General features: G+C 53.9%; 27 protein-coding genes. 10 read left to right on the top strand and 17 right to left on the bottom strand.

Going from position 1 to position 23,896, the window contains the following annotated elements:
* Nucleotides 1-147: 147 nt before the first annotated feature.
* The 4 genes from VEI50_11395 to VEI50_11380 all read right to left on the bottom strand — a co-directional run bounded on the left by VEI50_11395 (nt 148) and on the right by VEI50_11380 (nt 2,000).
* A complete protein-coding gene (locus tag VEI50_11395) occupies nt 148-507 on the bottom strand; it encodes a hypothetical protein (protein ID HXX75726.1) in 360 nt (119 codons plus the stop codon).
* Between the two features lie 45 nt (nt 508-552).
* On the bottom strand, nt 553-1,323 hold the full coding sequence (locus tag VEI50_11390; GenBank protein HXX75725.1) for a CBS domain-containing protein: 771 nt from the start codon (nt 1,321-1,323) through the stop codon (nt 553-555).
* Nucleotides 1,324-1,483: 160 nt separating this feature from the next.
* A complete protein-coding gene (locus VEI50_11385) occupies nt 1,484-1,867 on the bottom strand; it encodes a hypothetical protein (protein HXX75724.1) in 384 nt (127 codons plus the stop codon).
* Nucleotides 1,857-2,000: a hypothetical protein gene (locus VEI50_11380; protein HXX75723.1), complete on the bottom strand. Its 144-nt coding sequence runs from the start codon at nt 1,998-2,000 to the stop codon at nt 1,857-1,859. The genes VEI50_11385 and VEI50_11380 overlap by 11 nt, the downstream gene beginning before the upstream one ends.
* A 293-nt stretch (nt 2,001-2,293) precedes the next feature.
* On the opposite strand from VEI50_11380, the gene VEI50_11375 reads away from it, so the two are divergent.
* The 4 genes from VEI50_11375 to VEI50_11360 all read left to right on the top strand — a co-directional run bounded on the left by VEI50_11375 (nt 2,294) and on the right by VEI50_11360 (nt 4,884).
* The gene (locus VEI50_11375) at nt 2,294-2,728 is read left to right on the top strand and encodes a hypothetical protein (GenBank protein HXX75722.1); all 435 of its coding nucleotides are present in this window, start codon (nt 2,294-2,296) and stop codon (nt 2,726-2,728) included.
* A gap of 82 nt (nt 2,729-2,810) precedes the next feature.
* Nucleotides 2,811-3,668 (top strand): methyltransferase domain-containing protein, encoded by an 858-nt coding sequence (locus VEI50_11370; GenBank protein ID HXX75721.1) that lies wholly within the window; start codon nt 2,811-2,813, stop codon nt 3,666-3,668.
* A 100-nt stretch (nt 3,669-3,768) separates the two neighbouring features.
* Nucleotides 3,769-4,272: a hypothetical protein gene (locus tag VEI50_11365; protein HXX75720.1), complete on the top strand. Its 504-nt coding sequence runs from the start codon at nt 3,769-3,771 to the stop codon at nt 4,270-4,272.
* A gap of 60 nt (nt 4,273-4,332) precedes the next feature.
* A complete protein-coding gene (locus VEI50_11360; protein ID HXX75719.1) occupies nt 4,333-4,884 on the top strand; it encodes a DUF488 domain-containing protein in 552 nt (183 codons plus the stop codon).
* A gap of 41 nt (nt 4,885-4,925) precedes the next feature.
* Here the strand turns inward: VEI50_11360 and VEI50_11355 are convergent, their stop codons facing one another.
* On the bottom strand, nt 4,926-5,501 hold the full coding sequence (locus VEI50_11355) for a tetratricopeptide repeat protein (protein ID HXX75718.1): 576 nt from the start codon (nt 5,499-5,501) through the stop codon (nt 4,926-4,928).
* Between the two features lie 182 nt (nt 5,502-5,683).
* On the opposite strand from VEI50_11355, the gene VEI50_11350 reads away from it, so the two are divergent.
* The 5 genes from VEI50_11350 (at nt 5,684) to hflC (ending at nt 10,404) form a co-directional block, all read left to right on the top strand.
* Nucleotides 5,684-6,088, top strand: coding sequence for a DUF2784 domain-containing protein (locus VEI50_11350; GenBank protein HXX75717.1), 405 nt, complete (start codon nt 5,684-5,686; stop codon nt 6,086-6,088).
* Nucleotides 6,089-6,195: 107 nt separating this feature from the next.
* Complete coding sequence (locus tag VEI50_11345) at nt 6,196-7,383, top strand: methyltransferase domain-containing protein (GenBank protein ID HXX75716.1); 1,188 nt, start codon at nt 6,196-6,198, stop codon at nt 7,381-7,383.
* A gap of 5 nt (nt 7,384-7,388) precedes the next feature.
* The gene (gene arsS, locus VEI50_11340; GenBank protein HXX75715.1) at nt 7,389-8,429 is read left to right on the top strand and encodes an arsenosugar biosynthesis radical SAM (seleno)protein ArsS; all 1,041 of its coding nucleotides are present in this window, start codon (nt 7,389-7,391) and stop codon (nt 8,427-8,429) included.
* A gap of 83 nt (nt 8,430-8,512) precedes the next feature.
* The gene (gene hflK / locus VEI50_11335) at nt 8,513-9,547 is read left to right on the top strand and encodes an FtsH protease activity modulator HflK (GenBank protein HXX75714.1); all 1,035 of its coding nucleotides are present in this window, start codon (nt 8,513-8,515) and stop codon (nt 9,545-9,547) included.
* Nucleotides 9,544-10,404, top strand: a complete 861-nt coding sequence (gene hflC, locus VEI50_11330) for a protease modulator HflC (GenBank protein ID HXX75713.1) — start codon at nt 9,544-9,546, stop codon at nt 10,402-10,404. The genes hflK and hflC overlap by 4 nt, the downstream gene beginning before the upstream one ends.
* 5 nt (nt 10,405-10,409) lie before the next feature.
* Here the strand turns inward: hflC and VEI50_11325 are convergent, their stop codons facing one another.
* The 3 genes from VEI50_11325 to cutA all read right to left on the bottom strand — a co-directional run bounded on the left by VEI50_11325 (nt 10,410) and on the right by cutA (nt 13,806).
* Nucleotides 10,410-12,092: a formate--tetrahydrofolate ligase gene (locus VEI50_11325; protein HXX75712.1), complete on the bottom strand. Its 1,683-nt coding sequence runs from the start codon at nt 12,090-12,092 to the stop codon at nt 10,410-10,412.
* Nucleotides 12,093-12,299: 207 nt separating this feature from the next.
* Nucleotides 12,300-13,331, bottom strand: coding sequence for a M23 family metallopeptidase (locus tag VEI50_11320; protein HXX75711.1), 1,032 nt, complete (start codon nt 13,329-13,331; stop codon nt 12,300-12,302).
* Between the two features lie 124 nt (nt 13,332-13,455).
* The gene (cutA, locus tag VEI50_11315) at nt 13,456-13,806 is read right to left on the bottom strand and encodes a divalent-cation tolerance protein CutA (protein HXX75710.1); all 351 of its coding nucleotides are present in this window, start codon (nt 13,804-13,806) and stop codon (nt 13,456-13,458) included.
* Nucleotides 13,807-14,181: 375 nt separating this feature from the next.
* Between cutA and VEI50_11310 the strand changes: the two genes are divergently transcribed.
* Nucleotides 14,182-14,502, top strand: a complete 321-nt coding sequence (locus VEI50_11310) for a rhodanese-like domain-containing protein (protein ID HXX75709.1) — start codon at nt 14,182-14,184, stop codon at nt 14,500-14,502.
* Between the two features lie 56 nt (nt 14,503-14,558).
* Here VEI50_11310 and VEI50_11305 read toward each other — a convergent pair whose 3' ends face one another.
* The 9 genes from VEI50_11305 to VEI50_11265 all read right to left on the bottom strand — a co-directional run bounded on the left by VEI50_11305 (nt 14,559) and on the right by VEI50_11265 (nt 23,850).
* On the bottom strand, nt 14,559-15,482 hold the full coding sequence (locus VEI50_11305) for an NAD-dependent epimerase/dehydratase family protein (GenBank protein ID HXX75708.1): 924 nt from the start codon (nt 15,480-15,482) through the stop codon (nt 14,559-14,561).
* A 46-nt stretch (nt 15,483-15,528) separates the two neighbouring features.
* Entirely contained in the window at nt 15,529-16,272 is a 744-nt protein-coding gene (locus VEI50_11300) for a TlyA family RNA methyltransferase (protein HXX75707.1), read from the bottom strand.
* Nucleotides 16,273-16,350: 78 nt separating this feature from the next.
* Nucleotides 16,351-16,599: an exodeoxyribonuclease VII small subunit gene (gene xseB, locus VEI50_11295; protein ID HXX75706.1), complete on the bottom strand. Its 249-nt coding sequence runs from the start codon at nt 16,597-16,599 to the stop codon at nt 16,351-16,353.
* Nucleotides 16,600-16,657: 58 nt separating this feature from the next.
* Nucleotides 16,658-17,983, bottom strand: coding sequence for an exodeoxyribonuclease VII large subunit (gene xseA / locus VEI50_11290; GenBank protein ID HXX75705.1), 1,326 nt, complete (start codon nt 17,981-17,983; stop codon nt 16,658-16,660).
* Nucleotides 17,984-18,051: 68 nt separating this feature from the next.
* A complete protein-coding gene (locus VEI50_11285) occupies nt 18,052-18,831 on the bottom strand; it encodes a TIGR00282 family metallophosphoesterase (GenBank protein ID HXX75704.1) in 780 nt (259 codons plus the stop codon).
* Nucleotides 18,828-20,405: a ribonuclease Y gene (rny, locus tag VEI50_11280; GenBank protein ID HXX75703.1), complete on the bottom strand. Its 1,578-nt coding sequence runs from the start codon at nt 20,403-20,405 to the stop codon at nt 18,828-18,830. Before rny ends, VEI50_11285 begins: the two co-directional genes overlap by 4 nt.
* Before the next feature lie 559 nt (nt 20,406-20,964).
* A complete protein-coding gene (locus tag VEI50_11275; protein HXX75702.1) occupies nt 20,965-21,261 on the bottom strand; it encodes a cell division protein ZapA in 297 nt (98 codons plus the stop codon).
* Nucleotides 21,254-21,508, bottom strand: a complete 255-nt coding sequence (locus VEI50_11270) for a cell division protein ZapB (GenBank protein HXX75701.1) — start codon at nt 21,506-21,508, stop codon at nt 21,254-21,256. The genes VEI50_11275 and VEI50_11270 overlap by 8 nt, the downstream gene beginning before the upstream one ends.
* 89 nt (nt 21,509-21,597) lie before the next feature.
* Nucleotides 21,598-23,850: a transglycosylase SLT domain-containing protein gene (locus tag VEI50_11265; GenBank protein ID HXX75700.1), complete on the bottom strand. Its 2,253-nt coding sequence runs from the start codon at nt 23,848-23,850 to the stop codon at nt 21,598-21,600.
* Nucleotides 23,851-23,896: the final 46 nt, after the last annotated feature.

Raw genomic sequence — 23,896 nt, 5'->3', positions numbered from 1 at the left:
TTTTAAGTGTACGTCCAGGCAACGGCTGCGGGGTAGAGAGACGAGAAAATTGTGAGAAGGGTACGCGTGAGGCACCCCGGTTAGATCCCTATGTGCGCACGTCGACCGCTATAAACACTCCCTCCAATCTTGTTCGCTTGTCCTCTCTCACGTCTCCATCATTTCGAGCCGTGCATCAAATTCATGCCCGCAGGCTGCACAGCGGATGCAATCCGACTCGACCGTAATCTCGTCTGATCTGATTCCCATACCGCCGCAATCCGGACACCGGGCCAGGTGGACTCGTTCATCGTTCACGGTCTCATATTGCGTTCCACGAAGACAATAGACCGGCTTTCCGTCGATCAGCCACGCGTTGCCGGCATTGTCCACGACCGGCAAGACGAGATAGTGATGATTGACGTAGTCCTCGATTTCTTTGCGACTCGTGAACCCGGCCTTGATCAGCTTTCCTCCTACCGCCTCGTACAACGAATCACCCTTCACGATCGCTTTCACCGGCCCCATATTGCACCTCCAATGGCTCCTGAATTGTGGTGCTGAATCCGACTGCTACACGATGCCTGAGTAGTACCGCAGAATGTTCGATACGGAGATTACGCCGATGATCTGTCCGTCTTGCGTCACGGCCAGATGCCGCGTCGCCTGTTCTTTCATCAGGCGCACGGCGTCGATAATCGGGCGATTGCCTTCGATCGCTACCACCGGCTTTCGCATGCAGGTCTTCACCGGTGTGGTATTAGGATTGAGTCCATTGGCCACGACGTCGCGGGCGAGGGCTGAATCCGTGATGAATCCTACATACGATTGATTGTCTGTGAGGAGGAGCGAGCCGAGTTTCCATTTCTGCATCAGCTGCCCTGCCTCCCGCAGGCTTGCATCTTGAGACAAACTCCGAACCTCTGGCGTCATGTGTTCGGCCACTTGCGGACCAATGAGGGTCTGGCGGTTGGCCTTGGCTTTCTTGGGCTCCGCAGCCCGGCGCGCCTCGAGTTCCGCCACGCAGCTCTCCAACACTCGGCTCCGCTGTAGGAGACTCTGCCGCTGGCCATCGACATCGGCGCTTTCTGGCGCCTCGTCGGTCATGTTCACTAATCCGGCCGCCTCTCCCAGCTCCGCATATTCATAGGCATGCAGCAAGTCGGAGGTCTGCCCCATCAGATCACTGATCAGCCGTTCCGTTTCCAGATCGAACTCTTCCACGCTGCGGGTTGGTTTCCCTTTACCCAAAAAGTGAGCTAGCTCGGCGAGCTGTTTTCGCATGCGCTCGATGCTGCGGTCGAGTGAGATCCGTTGTTTCGGGGGAGCGGTGCGCGTGGCCATGGCGTCTCCTCTTTAGATGCTCGGGGAAGGGTGGCCGATCATACCTCCCTCTGGATTGGCGAGGCAAGTGACTAGCTTGGGGGGTCTTCTGACTACCGGGACGGACGAACAGGACGTCCCTGCACGGCACGCAGACACGGGTGTTGATTACTGGTTCGAACTAGAGGGCCCAGTAGTGGGAAGGATCAAACATCAGTCGACAACCGACGAGATATAACCGACCGTGGGCATCTTTCCGCACAGGCTTAGTCCAACAGACTTCTACGAGATAAATCGAGCGCTTTAATAATGATTGGATGGTCTGAATTTCCAGCAACTGCCCCTCGGGAGGAGCAATGCCCAACAGAAGCCGCATGCCCGTCGCACTGTCGTCGACCGCCGTGCCTTCCCCCTCTGCGAGCGTGGCCGTCCCCCGACTTGTCGTTTGCATCATGCAAAATGTGCAGGGGCGGAGACGGACAATTCGCAGTTCGCGTCGACGTTCAGGAGCGTCTGTCTTGGTACGGCGGGCTGCGCGCTCATCATCAAGGACCTTATGCCGCATCTTCTGAACCGTCGCCACGCAGGATGAGTGCCGTTGCTTGAGTCAGCCGAGTCGTGGTGCGATCCGCCAAGACCTTGCAGTCGCTGGCACGACCATCGGAGAGAGTACCCCCGCCATCCATGGTGCTGATCATGACGATGCCTCTTCGGATGGCGCGAGGCCGCCATACCTAATACGAGACCGGCTCTCCTGTATATCGAGGAAAATGGCCCTAGCAGTAATACCAATGACCATCTACTTCGCTACCCTTCTCATATAATGAGGATTCTTAATTACCCTCGATGTGTAGCTGACCATGATCGATCATGCGCAGAGCATATCCCCCGATCCAACTCGCCGATCGTTCCTCCTGCGTGACTGAATCGGCCTGCGTTTGAATAGATCATTGAAGCTCGGTAAGCTATGTCTCAAGTTACGGAGGTGCTTATGCGAAACATGATACGTCTTCTCATGGTCGCCGTGTTGTTGATCACATTAACCGGATGCAGTTACCTGTTTTATCCCCGCGCCGGCGACTATCGAAACCAGGCAAAGGGTGCGACAGGCGTCGACACGATGGTTAATCTGACGAATATGATGGAGGCCAGCGCCAAGGCCGCCAAAGGCGGAAAGGGCATGGACAATGCGTTGGACGATTTCCACAACCAATTTCATGCGCTGAGTGATTCGTTCTGCGATGTGACGAAAGAACAAGCGGAAACCCCCGCGTACGACCTGGCTGTCACACACAAGAAGGAGCTCTACGCCATATTCAGACGGTTGTGGAAATTCAAGGACGACCAGCCCCAGCGCGATCAACACCTCGACTTGATGGTGGCCGAACTCCAGGAGCTCCGCACAACACTACAAACCATTAAGTAGGGACCTGAGCAGGAAGGAGCGATGACCTCATTGGCTGCCACCGACGCGTTCGCTACTGCGTCAGCCCCTGTGGGAGCGTGAAATGTGGCACCAGACGCCTCAGCAAGTTATCGAAAGCCAACGCGAGGATTGGAATCGTGTCGCCGGCGGGTGGGAGAGGTGGGATCCCTTCTTCGAGCGGCAGATGGTGTTCCTCAATCACCGGCTCATCGCCGATGCGCGTGTGCGGCCCGGCATGCACGTGCTCGATCTTGGATCAGGGACAGGCTATCCCGCCCTCCTGGCGGCGCAGACCGTGGGCCCCAACGGCAGCGTGGTCGGCATTGACCTCGCCGAGCAGATGCTGGCTGTGGCGAGGCGGAAGGCTGCCTCGCTCGGCCTGAGCAACGTGACGCTCAGGACCGGTGACGTGACCACGCTTCCCTTCGGAGCAGCTTCGTTCGACGCCGTGACCAGTCGCTTCTGTCTGATGTTCCTACCGGAAATCCCGCGGACGGTTTCAGAAATCGCGCGGGTATTAAGACCAGGCGCATGGTTCGCGGCATCCGTCTGGTCCGCTCTGGACAAGAATCCTTCCTTCCGCGTGTCCATGGACTCAATCAAGCAAGTGGTCGAGCTGCCGCCTCCCGACCCCACCGTTCCCGGTATTTTTCGCCTCGCTAACCCCGGAGACCTCACAGGCATGCTCCTACAAGCTGGGTTCGTCGATGTGACGGAGCAGGAATTTCTTGCCGAGTGGTCATATGCCTCAGCCGAGGAGTATTTCACCAGCCTGATGGAGCTGGCCGCGCCGATCCAAAATCTCATGGCAAAATTCTCGACCGATCAGATGGCCAAGGTGAAACGTCTTATTCTTCAGGCAGCCAACCAGTACCGGCGCGACGATCAGCTGACATTTCCTATTGCGGTTCGGGTCGTCTCTGCACGCAACCTGCTATAAGTTTCGATGGCGACATCTCGATTCTCCTCGCGCAGCCGCCATCCACACCCTATAATGATTCTCGGGTCCTGATCACCTTGCAAACCGAAATGATCGCCCGATGGTTCGTCTAACCAAGGCACGGATTGGCCTGCTCATCGTCTGTGCGCTCGTCGAGTGCCTGTGCGCCGGCATTCTTCTTGCGGGAGAATCTCCTGCACCAAATGCTCTCTGGCGTGATCTGCCTTCCGACACGCAAGCCGATCTGCCCATGCCTCTCCGGAAACCATGGGTCATCCGTGAGCGAGCGATTGCGTTCGATCCTCAGCTGCTCGCTATTGTGAAAGACGCCGGCGCCAGGCCGCATCCGCCCGTGACCATCGAGCTCTTTGACGGTGTTCAGTATCAACTGGAGATTTCATCTACCCTGTCAAAATTCAACGACTCCGCCGTCGTTCGTGGTGTCCTCAAGGGCTCCACTCGTGGAGACGTGACGCTGCTCGTGAACAGCACCGTGGTGACGGGCACGATCCAACTGGGTGAGCGACTCTTCAAAGTCGAACATGTGTCGAACGGGCGCCACCGTCTGTTGGAAGTCGATCCCGCCAAACTCCCGCCCGACTAACATCTGTCATGGTCCTCGCCGGTGACGATGGCCCCTCTGCCGTGTCAAAATGACCGAACCATGGCATCGACACTCTGGACCATCGGCCATTCGACGCGACCGATTGGCGAGTTGCTCGACTTGCTACGCATTCATGGGATCGTGCTCTTGGTCGATGTCCGCACCGTACCTCGCTCACGTTTCAATCCACAATTCAATACAGAAGCGTTGGCCAGGAGCTTGGCCGAGGCCGACATGCGTTATCAGCACTCCGTTCAACTCGGCGGGTTACGAAAACCGATGAAAGGTTCCTTGAATGCAGGGTGGCGCAATGCCAGCTTCCGAGGCTATGCGGATTACATGCAGACGGGAGAATTCCTCAGAGCAATTGAAGAGATCATCGCGCATGGCGAGAGTGAACGGACGGCGATCATGTGCGCCGAAGCCATCCCCTGGCGCTGCCACCGGTCGCTGATCGCGGATATGCTGACCATTCGTGGCTGGATGGTCCGGCACATTTTGAATCGGAATGAGGCGCTCGTTCATTCACTGACGACGTTTGCGGTGGCACGCGATGGGGTTCTGACCTACCCTCGTCATCCGGGAGACGAACCAGCACGTCTGCCCTTCTAGCCTTTCGTCCTTTCATGGGCTGCGGACGAGTCGTTGGCGCTCTAATACGGCTTGCTCTCTACACTAAAATAGTCGCAGATCTCACAAGACTTGGCCCTCTTGTCAGACGATTCTCGTTGGATTACCAGTTGCTTCGCTTTGGTGATCTGATCCGGTGTCATTTTCTCGGAATAGTACCCTCGTGCTTCCACAGCGTGGACATTCCCTTGAGCCGCGGCAATAGCGATCCAGTAGTATGCTTCTACATAGTCCTGGGAGACCCCCTGTCCATTCGCATACATCAGCCCGAGGTTATATTGCGCCCGCGCCTCACCTTGTTCCGCTGCTCTGCGATACCAGTTCATCGCCTCCTGGTTATCCTGTGGGACCCCTTGGCCTCTGTCGTATAACACCCCAAGATCGTATTGTGCGCGCACGTCGCCGTGCTCGGCCAAATATCGCAGTTCTTGCTCGGTCTTGCGATAATCACTCTTCAGATAGGCCTTGTCTGCACGACGATCTTCGAGACAACCTCCTATGAATAGACAGAGGATGGCAAGCTCGATGCACACCACAGCCGTCTTGTCAGGAATCCGCAACCTGACGGGGCCACGATCATTCCGCGTCGTCAGAGACATCCGACCTATCCTTCCTTCTACTTCTCGACCGGAGCGGGAAGCATACTGCCGGCTTTTCGGCATAGCAAGAGTGTTTCAACGCTCACGATCCGCTGATTCTTGCATCCTCAGTTGTTTTCCTCCAGACTGCTCTTCTCCCTTCACGGTCGCTCACGATGCACTGTGGCTACAGCTAGACGGCTATGTGGTATCACCTGTCCGCAGATCTAGTCTTATTCGTCCACGCCACTTTTGTCGGCTTCGTGCTGCTCGGTGGGATACTTATCCTGAAGTGGCGCCGCATGGTCTGGCTACACTTACCGGCCGCTGCGTGGGGGGCTTTCGTGGAATTCAGCGGCTGGATCTGTCCGCTGACACCGTTGGAGAATTGGCTGCGGGAACAGGCGGGCGAGGCCGGCTATGACGATGACTTCATGACGCATTACTTCCTCCCGATTCTCTACCCTGATGCTCTCACTCGAGAAGTCCAAATGATCCTGGGTTGCGCGGTCGTTTTCCTGAATGTCGCGATCTACTGGTGGCTTTGGAAACAACACTCATTCGCCGGACCGCCTACCCAGAGAGCATTGAGGAGGGAAGGGCCATGAAGAGACCAAGACGTGGTGATACAATGCCAGGGACATGGTGGTTGACGTTGTCCTTGTTCTCTTGATAGACGGAGAACCTTGCACATTCTTACCGTTGTGAGGAGTCTATGACGCTTGACGAGATAACACAGCACGTACGTGAACGATACACACGAGCTGCATCGACCGGCGAGCAAATCTGTTGTCCAGCCGGCTACAATTTTGCCGACCTCAAGACGTTCATTCCCGAAGACGTGCTCAAGATCTCCTACGGCTGTGGAACGCCGGCCGGCTTGAAAACTGTGAGGCCCGGTGAAACGGTTCTCGATATCGGCTCGGGTGGCGGCGTCGACTGTTTCGAAGCCTCGCGGCTCGTGGGTCCCAGCGGTCACGTCATTGGCATCGACATGACCGACACAATGTTGACGATTGCGCGTAAACACGCTGCCATCGTCGCAACGAACTTGGGTTATCCAACCTCTAACGTCGAATTCCGCAAAGGGACTGCCGACGCGATGCCGGTGGAAGATGAAACGATCGACGTCATCATCTCCAATTGCGTGATCAACCTCGCTCCGGACAAACGCAAGGTCTTTCGGGAAATGTTCCGAGTCACCAAGCCGGGAGGGCGGTTTACTATTTCCGACATCGTGACGGATCAAACCGTTCCGCAGTATCTCGTGCACGATGCCAAGAAGTGGGGCGACTGTCTGTCGGGCGCACTTACGTTGAGCGATTACACAGCATCGATGGTGCAGGCTGGGTTTCTCGGCATTCACTTGACTACGTATGCACCGTGGCAGGTTGTTGACGGTATTCATTTTTTCTCCGTGACTCTTACCGGGTACAAGCTTCCACCGGGACCTACGCAGGCTACTCCACGTTTTGCGATTCTGCGGGGTCCTTTTAGTCGTGCGGTGGACGAAATGGGCACCGCGTATCTCCGCGGTATCCCTCAACCTATCACCGCTCAAACCTCGGCCCTGCTGAGCCAGCCTCCACTGGCTGACTTGTTCATTCAATCTCCAGACCCTCAATGGCTGGACCGTTCCGATTCCAGGTGGTCCTCTGTATTACCCACTCAAGCACCTTGCATTTGGCGGGGAGATTTTGCGTTCTTTGCCGGCCCGTTTGTGGAGGTGGCGGACGACGATCAGCACGTCTATCGTCGAGGAGAACCGATCGAAATCTGCTCGAAAACTCGCGGTGTCCTGGAGTCGGATCCGTATGCCTCCCATTTCGTCATTCTCAATCGCGCGGGACAGATTCCCGACGGCGAGGCAACTGTGTGCAACCCGGGCGGCGTGTGCTGTTAAACTCTATGCCTCTGACTCTTCTTGGCCGACAAAGTCCGCTGGCCTCGGCTGCCGAGCAACTCCGTATCTTGGCGCAGACCCCGTCGGCTCAGCCGTTTGATTCACGATTGGAACAGTCAGGAATGCACCCGCTTCGAGCGACCGGCTTAAGCATCTTTCAAATCAATGTTGGAAAGTTGTGCAATCAGACATGCCGACACTGTCATGTGGATGCGGGGCCGGATCGTAGGGAGACTATGTCACACGAGACTGCGGTTCTCTGCATGGAGGTCTTGGCTAAAACTGCTATTCCAACAGTCGATATCACTGGTGGGGCGCCAGAATTGAATCCGAATTTTCGATGGCTGGTCGAGCAGGCACGCGCGCTCGGGCGCCATGTGATGGATCGGTGTAATCTCTCCGTGCTGTTACTGCCTTCTCAATCGGACTTGGGCGATTTTCTGGCGGAACACCGGGTGGAAATCGTCGCCTCCCTTCCCTACTACCGTGCCCCACAAACAGACGCACAGCGGGGTGAAGGAGTCTTTGAAAAATCGATGGAGGTTTTGAAGCGGCTGAACCGCCTCGGTTACGGACGTGAAGGAAGCGGGCTGGTCTTGAATCTCGTCTACAACCCTGTCGGAGCCTTTCTTCCACCGAAGCAAGATGCGATTGAAGCGCAATTCCGGCGTGAATTGAGCACCCACCACGGGATCATGTTCAATCACCTCTATACCATCACCAATATGCCGATCAGTCGCTTCCTGGAGTTCCTGGTCGAGAGCGGGAATTATGACGGCTATATGGAGCGCCTTGCGAACGCATTCAACCCTGCGGCTGCGTCAGGCGTCATGTGTCGGTCGATGATCTCCATCGGCTGGGATGGCACCCTGTATGATTGTGACTTTAACCAGATGTTGGATCTCCCTCTCGGTCACGGTGCCCCCCGACATATTCGTGACTTTAACTTGGCTCTTCTTGCCTCAAGACAGATCGTGACACGCAACCACTGCTACGGCTGTACCGCCGGTGCCGGTTCTTCCTGCGGCGGTGCGGTCACAGCATAAACAAGGTCCCGTGTTGCACCGCTCACACTAGTCTGCTAAGGTGAGCCCGCTCATCGCTGCATTGCACTCCCTGAAGAATTGTCATGGTCTGGGACCCCAAAGATCCGTGGAGCAAACGAGGCGATCAGTTCGACGACGCCTTCAAGCAAGCCCAAAGTCAACTGCGTAATCTGGTTCCTTCCAGCGGCTTTCGCAATATCCTTATTGCCGGCCTGCTCATTTTTCTGGTGTGGCAAAGTGCCTTCATCGTGTCCCCAGACGAGGAAGGTGTCGTAAAACGGTTCGGAACCCCGGTCCGCACAGTCGGCCCAGGCCCTCATCTCAAGATCCCGCTAGTGGAAACCGTACTTCAGCCGAAGGTAGCGAAGTTGCATCGCGTGGAAATTGGCTTCCGAACCGATCGGCAAGGTCGTCAGCAAATGATCCCGCAAGAAGCGCTGATGTTGACCGGAGACATGAATATCCTGGCCATCGAGTTTATCGTGCAGTTCAAGATCAAAGAAGCTGCGAGTTTTCTGTTCAACGTCGCCGACATCCATGATACCATCGGCAAAGCAGCGGAAGCTTCTATGCGGGAGGTGATCGGCAAGAGTAAGATCGACGAAGCCTTGACCACCGGCAAAGCGCAGATTCAACAGGATACGCAAGACCTCCTCCAAAAAGTCTTAGATCAATACCAAGCAGGCGTTCAGGTGGCTGCCGTGCAGCTGCAGGACGTGGATCCTCCTGAAGCGGTTGCCGCGGCCTTCAAGGACGTGACAAATGCAAAGGAGGACCGTGAGAAACTTATTAATCAGGCGATTGGGTATCGGAACGATATCCTGCCGAAAGCCAAGGGTGAAGCCGCCCAGGTCGTAAACCAAGCCAAAGGCTACGCCCAGGCTCGGCTGAACCGTGCGCAGGGCGAGGCCAATCGCTTCCTTGCGACGCTGAAGGAATACAATCAGGCCAAAGACACCATCAGCAAGCGAATTTACATTGAAACCATGGAAGAAATTCTTCCGAACGTCGAAAAAGTGATCATCGATGGCAAGGGCGGTGAACGCCTGCTCCCCTATTTACCGGTGGACCGCTCATCCAGACGGGCATCGGCTTCGCAAGAGGAGCGCAAGCCATGACGAAGCAAGGGATTATGATTGGGCTCGTGATCGTCGTCCTCGGCCTGTTCGTGCTGGGCGCTTCGCCGCTCTTCGTCGTTGATGTCACACAGACTGCGATTGTCGTCCAACTGGGCAAACCAGTCCGCACGATCCTGGAATCCGGACTGTACGTAAAGATGCCGTTTTTTGAAGAGGTCACATATTTCGACAAACGACTCCTCGACTATGATTCAGAACCTCAAGACGTAATTACACAAGACAAAAAAACGCTCCTCCTCGACAACTTCGCCAAGTGGCGCATCACCGATCCGTTGAAGGTGTATCAAAACTTCCAAAGTCAACGGGGAGCATTGCAACGGTTGCACGACATTATCTACTCAGAACTTCGCGTCGAACTCGGGCGCCATGATCTGCTCGAAATCGTCTCAACAGCACGGGCAGCACTGATGAAGGTCGTGACGCAGCGATCGAATGAGAAGGCGTCTGCCTACGGGATTGAAATCCAGGATGTTCGGATCAAGCGGGCGGACCTTCCGCAGGAAAATGAGAAAACAGTCTTCCAACGGATGCAAGCGGAGCGCGAGCAGCAGGCCAAGCAATATCGTGCGGAAGGAGCCGAAGAGGCACAGAAGATTCGATCGGAAGCGGAAAAAGATCGAGAGATTATCCTCGCGCAGGCCTATAAAGAATCAGAAGAACTCCGCGGTTCAGGTGATGCCAAAGCTTTTCGCATCTATGCGGACGCGTACCGGCAAGATCCGCGGTTCTTCGAATTTACCCGCTCGATGGAAGCCTACAAGAAGGCATTCAACGAGAAATCGACCGTGATTATGAGTCCGGATGCAGAATTCTTCCGCTATCTGAAGCAGCGTTAACCTGCCTACGACAAACCTACAATTTCACCAGTTGACGGATCCAGATCGATCCTTTCTCCCACTGGCCTCTTCGGTAAGCCCGGCAGCAGTTGAATTCCAGAGGAGACAGCGGTCACAAATCCGGCCCCGGCGAGCAAGCGCAGCTCTTTAATCGGAAGGATAAACCCCGTTGGGCGCCCCTTAAGCATTGGATCATGAGAAAGCGAGAGGGGAGTCTTTGCCATGCAGACAGGGAGTTGACCGAATCCTAACGTTTCGACTAGATCAAGCTGCTGTTCCGCTTCGGGAGAGTAAGTGACCCCTGCCGCACCATACATTTTCGTGGAGATGGTTTCAATTTTTTCCCTAATCGACCAGCTTACATCATATAGATGGGTAAACTTCGCTCCTTGTTCCGTCGCCTTCACCACCGCGGCAGCCAATGCTTCTGCTCCCTTGCCGCCCTCCGCCCAATGCGTCGAAATTGCGGCATCCACCGCCCCGGCTTCGCGAGACTTTTCTCTGACCCATTCCAATTCGAATTGAGTATCCTCACTAAATGCGTTGACTGCGACCACAACTGGAACTCCGTGTTCTTTCACATTGGCTATATGCTGCTCCAGATTGACGAAACCTCTGGCTAGCGCGTCCTGATTTGGGCCAGTCAGACCAGCAGGCAATGGAGCTCCTACCTTGACCACACCGCCGCCACCATGCAGCTTGAGCGCACGTAGGGTCACTACAACGACTGCCGCAGCTGGCCTGAACCCGGACGCCCGACACTTGATATTGAAGAATTTCTCGCCTCCAAGTTCGCTCCCAAATCCGGCCTCAGTAACGACATAATCCGCACACCGCATTGCAATGGCGTCAGACAAGATAGAGCAATTGCCATGTGCAATATTCCCGAAAGGACCGGTATGCACCAAGGCAGGCGTCCCCTCCAATGTCTGAACCAAATTCGGCAGTAACGCCTCTTTGAGCAAGACCGTCATTGATCCCGCACATCCCAACTCTTCTGCGCGAGCAGGCCTGCCACTTTTGGTCAATCCAATCACGATACGGTTCAATCGACTCCGAAGGTCCTGTTGGTTCAGGGCGAGCGCCAAAATCGCCATGACCTCCGAAGCTTCGGTAATGACAAAGTGCCCTACGCGACTTCTGGTCTCATCCGATAGGGTCACGTTTCTCAGGGTGCGATCACTTACTCCGCAGGTTCGTGGCCAGAGGATATTCTGTTGATCAAGTTGCTGGAGGTTTCCATGGAAGATGTGATTATCAATAAACGCGGATAGAAGGTTGTGACTGGCAGATACAGCGTGGGAATCGCCTGTAAAATGGAGATTAATATCTTCCATCGGCAAGACCTGAGCTCGGCCTCCCCCCGTTCCTCCTCCTTTGATGCCGAATACCGGACCTAAGGAGGGTTGCCGGAGAGTGACAACGCTCCGGCACCCTATCTTTGCCAGTCCCATCGCCAATCCGATCGAGGTCGTGGTCTTTCCCTCTCCAAGAGGCGTTGGATTAATTGCAGTGACAAGAATATATCGACCTAATCGTTTTACCTCTTGACGAGCCAGAACAGCCAAAGACACTTTCGCTTTGAATTTTCCGTAGAGGATTAGCTCGTCTGGTGCAATGCCGAGCTTCTGAGCAATTGACTGAATTGACTGAGGGCGAACCGACCTAGCTATTTCGAGGTCAGTCATATTTCAAGAAGCAATAGAGAAGGTTTCACATCCATGAGTAGCGGAGTATAGCACATGGAATCTGAATGAGATGGACTAGTAGTCGACTACGTTTGTGGCTTTGAATGTCTCAAGAAGAGAGACATTTTCTTCCCACAATGACGACGAGGTGGAGATAAAGAATGTCTGGGGAAGAAATTGTGGCGGACGGCCTTGTGGAATTCTGTATTAGTCGAGGATGTACTTGTAAGGATCAAGAGCCTGCCCGTTGACTTTCACCATATAGTGCAGGTGTGGTCCTGTCGCGAGGCCACTGCTGCCTACAAGGCCGACAACGTCGCCCCGCTTGACTCGCTGTCCTTCCTTCACCAACGGTTTAGCGAGGTGACCATAGAGCGTCTCAATTCCAAACCCATGGTCAAGTTTCACCATATTCCCGAGCTTTGGATCAAACCCGACCGAAGTCACGCGGCCTTGGGCTGGCGCCTGAACCGGGGCATTTGCCGCTGCTCCAATATCTAGCCCGTCATGCCAAGTCGGTTTTTCAGTAAACGGTGACACTCTCGGACCAAACCCGGACGTGATCCACCCCTTAACAGGCCATATCGAAGGCGTTGCAGCCCATCGCGCGGATTTCCGTTCCGCCGCTTCGGATAACTCCTGAAGAACCTGTTCCTGGCTCGCCGCTTCTTTCTCAAGCCAGTCAATACCCTCGCCCACTGCTGAAATTGCTTCACCGCTGGTTAATCCATGCAGAGTTGTCGATACGCTGGGAACCTGCGCACCTTTAGCTGAAGGCACGAGACTAGAATGCTGAATTTGAACCTCATTGCCAACCGTTTTGTCTTGGGCTGGTACCCGGTTCTCTTCTGGAAGGGGAACATCTTCACCGCCCCGACCGTTCACAACATCCCCAGTTTTTGGAGTTTCAATTCCCAGCATGACGCGAAGCCGTTGGTTAACCTCCTTCATACTGGTAAGGCGTTTCTTCAAGTCATCAATTGCAACCGCAAACGCAGCTGTTTGCTCACGGGCACTCATCGCTTCAGTTCTGAACGCCGAGAGTTCCCAGACTTCACTCGTTCTAATGAGGTAGTGTGAAACCACCAACAAGTCGGCCAAGAGAAAGAGAGAGCCTACGATGAGTAACCTGCGGACGAATCTCCGTGGAAAACTGAATCGCAGCGGCTTGGCCGTAGATCCACGAAAAATAACCACCGTATAGGTATCGTTGTTTTCTGCTCCGGTCATCTGGCCCATATATTTAGCCCCCTGTCGGAGGACTCCACAGCTATGTGAAAGAAAAACACTCGACGAGTCTACCTACCAAACCAGCTTCGGTCAACCCCTCACTATGGTATTGAACTAGTCTCTTTCCCCACAATTACGTGTGGACTTCGCTCACAATCCACCCCAGATATTGTTTGAAACCTCTTTTAATAGGCAACGCAATAATCTCTGGTACTTTGTATGAGTGTAACTCCAGGACCAATTTCTCAAGGGCGGGGTAACGGTCAGCGGTGGACTTTAGAATGACCAAGGTCTCTTTTTCCACAACCATCTTTCCTTCCCAACGATAAATTGATCGGATGGGAGAAAGAACATTGGCGCAAGCAGCCAACCTCGCCTCTACCACGCGTTTTCCAATCTTCACAGCCTGTTGCGCGTCTCGTGCAGTAATCAAAACTACGAGCGCTCTCCCTGAGAATTTTTTGCTCCCTGATGGCCTTTGCATTGGCGGGGCAACCTTACAGAAGAACCTTCCGCCTTTCAACGACCATAGCCCACGGATTAAAGAAAAGCAAAATCTGGGCCAAATACGTATCGTAAAGACAATTTGTCATTATTAATCATCACCTTACGTGCACGGATCAAATATTCAACTTCCTAACTGTAAGCTCTGATGAAGTTCAAAAAACGTCACAATGGCTAAAAAATGACAAAAATGTACAAATTTTGTTATGTGCTTCGCGTCAATCCTTGCCTTTTTGAAATCCCTAGTGCCTTTGAATTTGCCAAACGTACTCAGCTGTCCAACACAAGCATGCGGCAGTCTCATTGACACCCTTTTAATTTCTCACATATGATATTTTTGTGCGGAGGTTGCGCGATGGGCTTTACGATTTCTCCCAAAGAACTTAAAACGCGACTCGACAAGGGCGAAAAGCTGGTTCTGCTCGATGTGCGGGAGCAGTGGGAATACGACCTGGCCAAGCTAACGGGCTCAATCCTTGTTCCTCTTGGAACACTTCCTCAGTCGGTGGCTAAATTGAACCGGGATGCAGAAATTATTGCCATCTGCCATCACGGCATGAGAAGCGCGGACGCTACTAATTTTCTTCTTCAGCAAGGATTCACGAACGTAAAGAATTTGGTCGGTGGAATCGACGCCTGGTCAGTTCAGGTGGATGGGGCTGTGCCTCGGTACTAGCCGTGAAGCACTGAAACTGTTAGATCCACGACTGGAGTCCCTTCTCGTTTCCAGCGCTAACCCATTCTTTCCTGGAAATAGCACACAGTCCGTTTGAGGCCTTCGGACAGTTCGACTCGTGGCTCCCATGAGAGTTCTAGTCGAAGTTTCGTCGGATCAATGACGCTCCGGGCTTGCTCCCCTTTTTTCGCAGGACCATGGAGCTCTTTGCACTTCGATCCTATCTGCTCTACAAGTATTCTGAATAGGTCATTGATCGACGTTTCGATCCCCATTCCCACATTATAAGTGCCCTGCGTTTCCTGTCCCATCACAGCAAGGTTTGCCTCAACCACATCATCCACAAACACGAAATCTCTCGTCTGCCGACCATTACCATTTATGATCGCCTGTTCATTATTGAGTAGTTTTTGAATGAAGATCGCGACGACACCGGCTTCCCCATAGGGATCCTGGCGAGGGCCATACACATTCGCATAACGAAGATTCACCGCTTGGATTCCGCCAACACGCTGGTAGTAGGACAGATATTGCTCGCCACAAAGCTTGCTGAGCCCGTAGGGTGAGAGTGGCTGAGTGATGTGAGTTTCGGGTGCAGGAAATACCTCCTGTTCTCCATAAATTGCGCCACCAGACGAAGAGAAAATAACTTTTCGCGCTCCGTATTTCACCGAATGCTGCAATACATTAAGCATCCCCAGCACATTCACTTGCGCATCAAAAACCGGATCCTCAACGGATTTTCTGACGTCCATTTGGGCTGCAAGATGCATCACCACATTTGGGCGTTCGTTGCGAAAGACTCTCTCAAGCCGCCAACTCTGAATATCAATCTTGTAGAAACGAGCTGCGCGATTGAGATTACGTCGCTTCCCTGTGGAGAGATTGTCAACAACAATGACTTCGTGCCCTTCCAAAACCAGACGATCAACTATATGAGACCCTATGAATCCGGCTCCTCCGGTCACCAGAACCTTCATGCTCCCTCCTGCGATTGCACCCTTGCCCTTGTCTTGCTCTCGTCTTCTACTTAGCCGCCTCTCCTCGTTCAAATCCGACAAGGACCTCGCGGTTTCCCTTCCGGCCATGCACAGGAGAGTCGAGCACTCCTTTTACGCGAAGTCCAAGTTTGCTCGCGCATGCGATTACCTTGTCTGTTACGGTCCGACGCTGACTATCATCCTTAACAATCCCTCCCCTCCCAACTTCTCCCTTACCAACCTCAAACTGTGGTTTTATTAACACAACGATCGCTGCCGTATCTTTTAGCAAGGAGACTACACGGGGTAATACCAAGGTCAACGAAATAAAGGAAACGTCGATCACGGCGAGATCGATCGGCTCCGGTACAACCGTGCGGTCAACATAGCGGATATTAGTCCGCTCGCAGAGACTAATCCGTGGGTCTTGTCGAAGCCGCCAATCGAATTGTCCATATCCCACATCCACTGCATAAATGTGTCTAGCCCCTCTCTGTAATAGACAGTCAGTAAAGCCGCCCGTTGAACATCCAACATCCAGTGCTACCTTTTCCCGTGGATCGACATGAAACGCATCTAACGCAGCAGCCAGTTTTTCACCGGATCGGCTCACAAACGGTGCGGATTTCATAACTTCAATTCGCGCATCTGTGGGAATGAGTTTTGCCGGTTTGTCAATCACGACTCCATTGACCAGGACTCCCCCAGCCAACACCGCTCGTACGGCGACTTCACGACTTGAGACAAGACGTTGACTTACCAAAAGGCGGTCTAATCGTTCTTTCAACATGCACCCTTTGAAATCCATGGAGAAACGCCGATGAAGTAGCGGGAGAGTAGGTTTCTCGTGGAAGGCGAGCCAGGCGACCTAAGAGGAAGATTCATCAGCCTCATCGTCAGAGGAAAAGGCGTGAATTCTCTTCTTTCCATTCTTGTCTTGGACCAACACTTCGACTTTTTTCTCCGCGTCTTCCAACACCTTCAAACAACTCTTTGACAGACGAATCCCTTCCTCAAAAATCTTGAGGGATTCGTCTAACGGTAAATCTCCTCTTTCCAACTCACCGACAATGGCCTCTAACCGCGCCATCGCCTGCTCAAACTTCACTGTGGCCACAACGTTTCCTCCCTATCATCTCAAAATTGATGTCATTATACCTTTCATCAATGAGAATTCAAGTTGAGGTATGAGGGATTACCTCATTAACAATACAGCCCAGCTGACCTCTCGCGAGTTTGGCTTCCAACTCATCTCCTACACGAACATCCTGTGTATGACGGATAATTCGACCTGTCCGAACATTCTGGAGAATGCTATAGCCGCGTCCAAGGATGGCTAAGGGGCTGAGGTTATTCAGTTCTGTGACCGCGTGTTGGATTCGTTGGTGACGATGGAACGTCACGTTTTTCATCTGTTGATGCAGTCTCGTCACGAGCTGAGGGATGAGCGTGAGGCCTTGCTTAACGAAAAGGAGTGGATTATGAGCGAGAAGATCTTGATGCCTGTCTTGCACACGCTGTTTTATAATGCTCATCAGTTCGTCAACAGCCTGACAGAGACGACTCGTCAGTTCATCAACAAGCTGAGAGCTTTCTTGAATATAAAAACGCACATGGGAAATCTCACCCAAATAGGCCTCGATCCGGTGACGTTCGAGCAGACAGCGTCGTGTCATCACCCGCTGTATTCGAACAGCACAATCCTCCAGGTGATCTACCAAGTGAGACAGCACAGGCACTACCATTTCAGCTGCTGCTGATGGCGTCGGAGCCCGAACATCAGCAGCAAGATCGGCCAAGGTCACATCAATCTCATGGCCGACCGCCGATACCACCGGGATACGCGACGCCACGATTGCACGCACGACAGCCTCTTCATTAAAACTCCAGAGATCTTCCCAGGATCCCCCACCCCTGCCCACGATGATGACGTCAATCTCACGAATGCCGTTCAATGAAGCCACCGCGTCAGCTATCTGCTTTGTCGCTCCTTCGCCTTGCACTTGTACCGGTGCGATGATGATATGCAGAAGCGGCCACCGCTTGTGAAGGACCGTAAGGATATCGTGGATAGCCGCTCCCGAGATTGATGTCACGAGACCGATAGTGCGAGGAAAGGCCGACAGTGACTTCTTCCGCTTTTGATCGAAAAGGCCCTCCACGGCAAGCCGCTCCTTAAGTTGTTCGAACGCCAGCTGAAGAGCACCAATCCCCTTCGGTTCGACATGCTCGAGGACGATTTGGTACTCCCCCCTCGGCTCATAGATAGTGAGCCGACCGCGCACAATCACATGCAACCCTTCTTGTAATGCAAACCGCAACCGAAGACCATTCGATCGAAAGAGCACCGCCCGAATCTGGCTGGTACCATCTTTGAGGGTACAGTAGAGATGTCCTGACCCTGGCGCACGGAGATTGGAAATTTCGCCTTCCAACCAGATGTCCGAAAACTGTGCTTCGATCGACGTCCGAATCAAACCCGTGAGTTCCGCAACGGTCAGGATCCGTCTCGGCGGGGTATCAGAGAAGAGAGGAGCAGAAGATTCGCGTGCGCGCGTAGCGGACTCCGTTAGTCGACAATCCGAATCCGTTCGATGGACAGGGCCTTCCCCAATCGAGCCTCCAGCTCAACCAGAGCCGCACAGAATACAGTGGGGCCACTTGCGACTTCGAATCGACGCGGCATGCCGGTGAGAAACTTTTCAATCGCCAATTCCTTCTTCACTCCGATCACGGAATGGAGGGGACCGGTCATTCCAATGTCTGTCAGATATGCTGTTCCCTTTGGAAGAATCTGCTCGTCGGCGGTCTGCACATGTGTATGGGTTCCGACCACTGCCGTGACTTCACCGTCGAGATAGTGCCCCATGGCCATTTTTTCCGACGTGGCTTCGGCATGCATGTCGACGATAATCGCCGAAGCCCGTTTTTTCAGACTGGCTAACTCTTTTTTTGCCACTTGGAACGGGCAATCCAACGTTGGCATATAGGCTCGGCCCATGAGGTGGAGCACAGCGAGATGTTCACCGCTGGGGGTCTCGATCACATAACTCCCTTGGCCGGGAACTCCGGTAGGGTAATTCGCCGGCCGAAGCAGTCGTGGCTCACGAGGGAAATAGTCGAGGATTTCCTTTTTATCCCAGGCATGATTACCGGTGGTAATGACCACCAATCCCAGTTCGAACAATTCTTCCGCCAATTCTGGCGTTATTCCAAATCCCCCTGCTACGTTCTCGCCGTTGCCAATGACCACATCAACCTGTCGTTGAGACACCAGCCGAGGGACGGCTCTGGCAATAGCGCGGCGACCAGGCTCCCCCATGATGTCGCCGATAAAAAGAACCTTCATTTGGCGTATTCCACGTATCGACTTTCTCGAATGACCGTCACTTTGATCTGGCCAGGATACGTCAGCTCTTGCTCAATCTTCTTGGCTAAATCTCGAGACAGCTGGAACGATTCTGAGTCAGTGAGATCCTCCTGTCGGACGATAACCCGAATTTCGCGACCAGCCTGAATTGCATAGGCCTTCTGCACGCCCTTAATCGCTGTGGCCAGTGATTCGAGCTTCTCCAGTCGTTTGACATAAGATTCCAACGCCTCCCGTCTGGCACCCGGCCTTGCGGCTGATAGCGCCTCCGCCGCAGCCACCAGGACTGACTCCGGGCACAGAGGCGGTACCTGTTCATGGTGGGCCGCAATTGCATTGACGATCTTCTCGCTTTCGCCGTACTTTTTGGCGATCTCGGCACCCAACATGGCATGCGGGCCCTCCTCTTCGTGGCTCACTGCCTTGCCAATGTCGTGTAACAGAGCACCTCGTCGGGCCAATTTCACATCCAAGCCGAGTTCCGACGCCATGATCCCACAAATGTAGGAGGCTTCTCGAGCATGATAAAGATTGTTCTGTCCATAGCTCGTGCGGTATTTCAGCCGGCCCAGAACCTTGACGAGTTCCGGATGGAAGTCGGAGAGCCCTAGCTCGAAGATGATCTTCTCCGCCTCCTCTATCATCACCTTGTCGATGTCCGCTTTGACTTTCTCGACAATCTCTTCGATTCGTGTGGGATGGATCCGACCGTCATGCATCAACCGCTCGAGGGACACCTTCGCGATCTCCCGCCGAAGCGGATCGAAACCGGAGACAATCACAGCTTCTGGAGTTTCGTCGATGATCAGGTCGATTCCGGTCGCTGCTTCAATCGCGCGAATATTTCTTCCCTCACGTCCAATAATTCGTCCTTTCATGGCATCATTCGGAATTGGGACGACTGAAATCGTCGACTCTGAGACATAGTCACGCACGACCCGTTGAATAGAAGTAGTAATGATCTCGCGAGCCTCCCGCTCTGCACTCTCCCTCGCCTCTTCGAGAGTGCGTTTGGCAATGCCGACAGCATCGAGCCGAGCCTGACTTTCCATTTCTTGGAGCAGATGTTTTTTCGCTTCATCGGCCGTCATACCAGCAACCCGCTCCAGGGCCTCGCGATGTTCTTTTTCCGCCTGCGCACAGGCGGCTTCTTTGGCCGTCAATCGCTCGTCACGCTTCGCGAGTTCCTGCTCCCGCTTTTGGGCTTCACTATCTCGTCGATCCAGCACACTGACTCGTTTTTCCATGGTCTCTTCGCGCTGAACCAGTCGTTTTTCGGTAGTCGACAGTTCCGCCAACTTAAGCTTCTGCTCCTTTTCGAGTTCCGCTTTCGACTGCAATATATGATCCTTCGCTTCGAGCTTGGCTTCCTTGATAATATTTTCCGCTTCTCGTTGTGCGTTCTGCACGACTTGACGAGACTGTTCTTCCGCACGAGATTGTTTCGCACCACTCGCCGTTCGACGAATGATCTCGTACAGCCCGATTCCGAGGAGCGCTCCAACCACCCCTATGAGCAGATTGGCCATGATCGAGGTCGAAATGGGACTCACCCCCTTCTCATCTCGGGACGAGACAAATCGCCTTTCTCAGTCCCGACCAAACACATTTAAGAAAGTATCGAACCGGTAAGGTGCGTTAAGAGGGATGGGCCATCAAGAGAAGAAGTCGGGTCGAACCGGGAACTTTGCTCACTCCGAGAAGAGAGAACAGCAGGGTGAACGGAGACAACGCGAAGCTCTTGTTAGCACCTCACCAGAGAGTCGTGTCCGTCGCCCTCCCCTCGATTGACTGAAAGGAGGAGCTACAAGGACTGCAAGCGGCCGTGGATCAATTCCGCAGACACTTCGTCCCACAAACACCAACCACTCCGCGAACTGCTCGAACAAGACTTGTTGAAGAAGCACTAACTTTGATATCGGTTGCCCCTGCCACAATGTCGTCAGCATCGACGATCCTACTGACATCCTTACGGTTTCTACGTCAGATTCTCGGAGAACATATCCGGTCGAAAATGACTTAGCCTCTTACGCCAATCGTCCCAAACAGCGCCTACCGCTGCTTATACACCCGTTAGAATACCAAACGATTCCAGCCCTTTGCAAGCTGAATCTACCGAAAGAGCGAGGTCGGAACCTGCTCTTCAATGGAGGCCATGAGCGACATCATGCGGCGTTCGACGTCCGCCTCACCCTGGACTCGCTTCTTTTCCAGTTCAAACAATTGATGAGCCAGGTTGAGGGCTGTTAAGACCGCTAACCTCGAGGGGGTGGTGGTATTCATACCTTCCGCCACCCGGCGCATTTGATCATCGATGAAGTGTGCGAGACGCCGAATATACCCTTCGTCTGCATCACCGTTAATGGCATAGCGTTGACCGTAAATTTCCACATCAATGGTCTTAGTCAATGGCCACCTCCTTGCGTTCGTCGTATCCGTCCAGCAGATCTAGCTCCCCCAAGACCTTTTCGATTCGAGATTTGATGTCGACGCGTTCCCTTTCCCAACGTCGATTGGAATCGTTTTGCAATGCAAGCCGCTCCCGAGCAGTCTTCAGTTCTCCTTCGAGCGCAACGTTCCGGCGCTTCAACTCCTGCACTAACTTCACGAGATCTCTGATTCGACTCTCAAGCGCGTCCAATCGATCCAAAGACATAGCCCGCGGGCTCTCCTTCTTCTTCCATAGACCCCCAACGGATTGGGGGGAACTATAGAAACTTGCCCAAATATTGTCAAGAAAGCTGATTAGGACGTGCCATTCAAACGAGTGTATTCACGATAGCTTCGAAAAACCCGCTTCACGTATTGTCGTGTCTCCTGATACGGGATCAGCTCGACAAACTCATCCTGACTCCGACCACGGTGCAGCGTGACCCAAGTTCCCACCACCACCGGTCCTGCATTATATGCAGCGATCGTCTGCACAACATCGCCGGAAAACTGATCGAGTAATTGCTCGACGTAGCGCACGCCTATCCGAATGTTCGTTTCCTGATCGAACAGGTCGTCTCGCGTCACGGCAGGAAATCCATAGCGTTGCGCTACGGCGTTTGCCGTGCTGGGCATCACTTGCATCAGCCCAATAGCGCCCACACGGGAAACCGCTTTCCAATCATACTGGCTTTCCTCTCGAATAATCGCTGCAACCAAATACGGATCGACCCCCTTCGCACCTTGGTCCTTAATTGTTGTGACCAGGCCAGTCGGGTAAGCCACTTCCCACATCTCCGGCGCGACTGGACCACCGGTACGCTCCAGCTTGTCGCGGAAACGAGTCCGAGCCAACCGGAGCGCATGGTGATAGGCGCCAACCTCGTTCAGCATGACCGAGAGGGCCATCAACGTACTGGCGTCCTGAGCATAGCGATCGGTCAGGACGGCTAACTCATGAGCCGCGTCCGACTCCAAACCCAAAACCTTGAGTTCGATCGCCCGACGATAGGCTGGCTGCTGCTCGATCTCTGATCGGTTGTCTCGAGGAAGAGACCCGTCCGGTGCGATTGACGATTGTGCATCAGCCGTGACGCGCTCAGGCGTTGAAGAATCCGGTGCTGGCATGTCGCTCCGCTCTCGAGCCAGCTGGCAATAATATGTGTAGACAAATCGAGCACACACTTCCAGATAGTAGTCGCGGGCACGAGTTGGTTCGGTCTGCTCGGCCGCCCGTGCAATCCAATAGAGCGCCTGCGGCTCGAACTCACTTTCATGCTGGTCGACAATGACACGGAGCGTATCGACAGCTTCGCGATAACGGGCAGTGCGATAGTAAACCCACCCAACGCGCCAGAGCCCCTCTATGCGCTGAGATGCAGGTTCCCCAGATCTCATCACTTGCCGATAGCGTGCTATCGCGTCATCAAATTGCCCCTGGTCCTCCAGCCAAACTCCGGCCAAGAGAGTAATTTGTCCCCTCTGCTCACCAGTCAATGATCCATTTTGGCTGGACAGGGCCAAGTCCAGGAGTTTGTCCCCTTGCCCGAGCCTCAAATAGACGCGAGCGAGCCAGACAGACGCTTCACGGGACTCCGCTGAACCATTCTTTAAGAGACCTTGAAAGGTCTCTCGTGCCTGCTCGTACTGTTTGAGTCGTGCCTGCGCGATGCCAAGCTTCAGTTTCGCCTCGGACCGTTGCGAAGAAGTCGGCTCCTCGGTCAAAAACTTCCGTAATTCCTCGATCGCCTCGGCATGATACGCTTGCCCAAAATACGCCTGAGCCCTCGCGAGCCGCTCTGCCGGTTGCGGTTTCCAGAGCTTGCCTCCGAGATTAGAAGTCAGCAAGGTATTAGCCTCCTTGCCTTCAGCCGAGTACGGAAATCGAACCCACAATTGCTTCAAAGTCTCTAGCCCATCGTCGATCTTATTGTCTTTGAGCTGACAGGCTGCCCGGCGGAGCAACGCCTGCGGAGTACCAGATTCCTTGTCGCTCAATCGCACAGCCTTCTCAAACCACTCGGTTGCCTCCGCACAACTGGAGGCCTGGTACCAGGCCTCTCCCGTCCGATAGGCCGCTCTGGTGAGGATGTTCGAATCGGGGACATCTCGCGGAATGTTCTCAAACTGCTCCGCGGCCTGCTTCGCATCGCCGAGGTTCAACAGAGCCTCCCCGATCCATAGCCGCACGTAGTCGTCGAGTGCCGAAAAATCACGTTGAGCCCCTCGGAGAAATTGAATCGCCACGGCAGGATTCCGCTCGACGAGCAATACGCCCGACAATAAGCCAGCCCGTTTGGCCCAGAGCGTGGCAGGAAATCGCTCCATGATTCGCTTCAGACGATCTAGCTTGAGCAATAAAACCTGCTCTTTCGTCAGAGCCTTGCCCAGCCGCTCTTTGGGCAGCGCAGCCGCTCGGAAACACTGCTCCATCGCATCACACGTGTCCGTGTCTTCTTGCAATGACGCAGAAGCTCTAAGCTGCTGGTCGAGCGGAAGACCCATTCCCCACGCAGCTATCAGTGCAAGCGAGAGGAGGACCCGCATCGAAGGCAGGTAGACCGACATGTGCACCGTCTCTAGCCGTTACGACTCTTCTCCCTTTATATCAGCG

Source organism: Nitrospiraceae bacterium (assembly GCA_035623075.1).
Taxonomy (GTDB): domain Bacteria; phylum Nitrospirota; class Nitrospiria; order Nitrospirales; family Nitrospiraceae; genus DASPUC01.
Note: the sequence above shows the minus strand (reverse complement) of the source record. Positions and strands in the feature narration are given on the sequence as shown.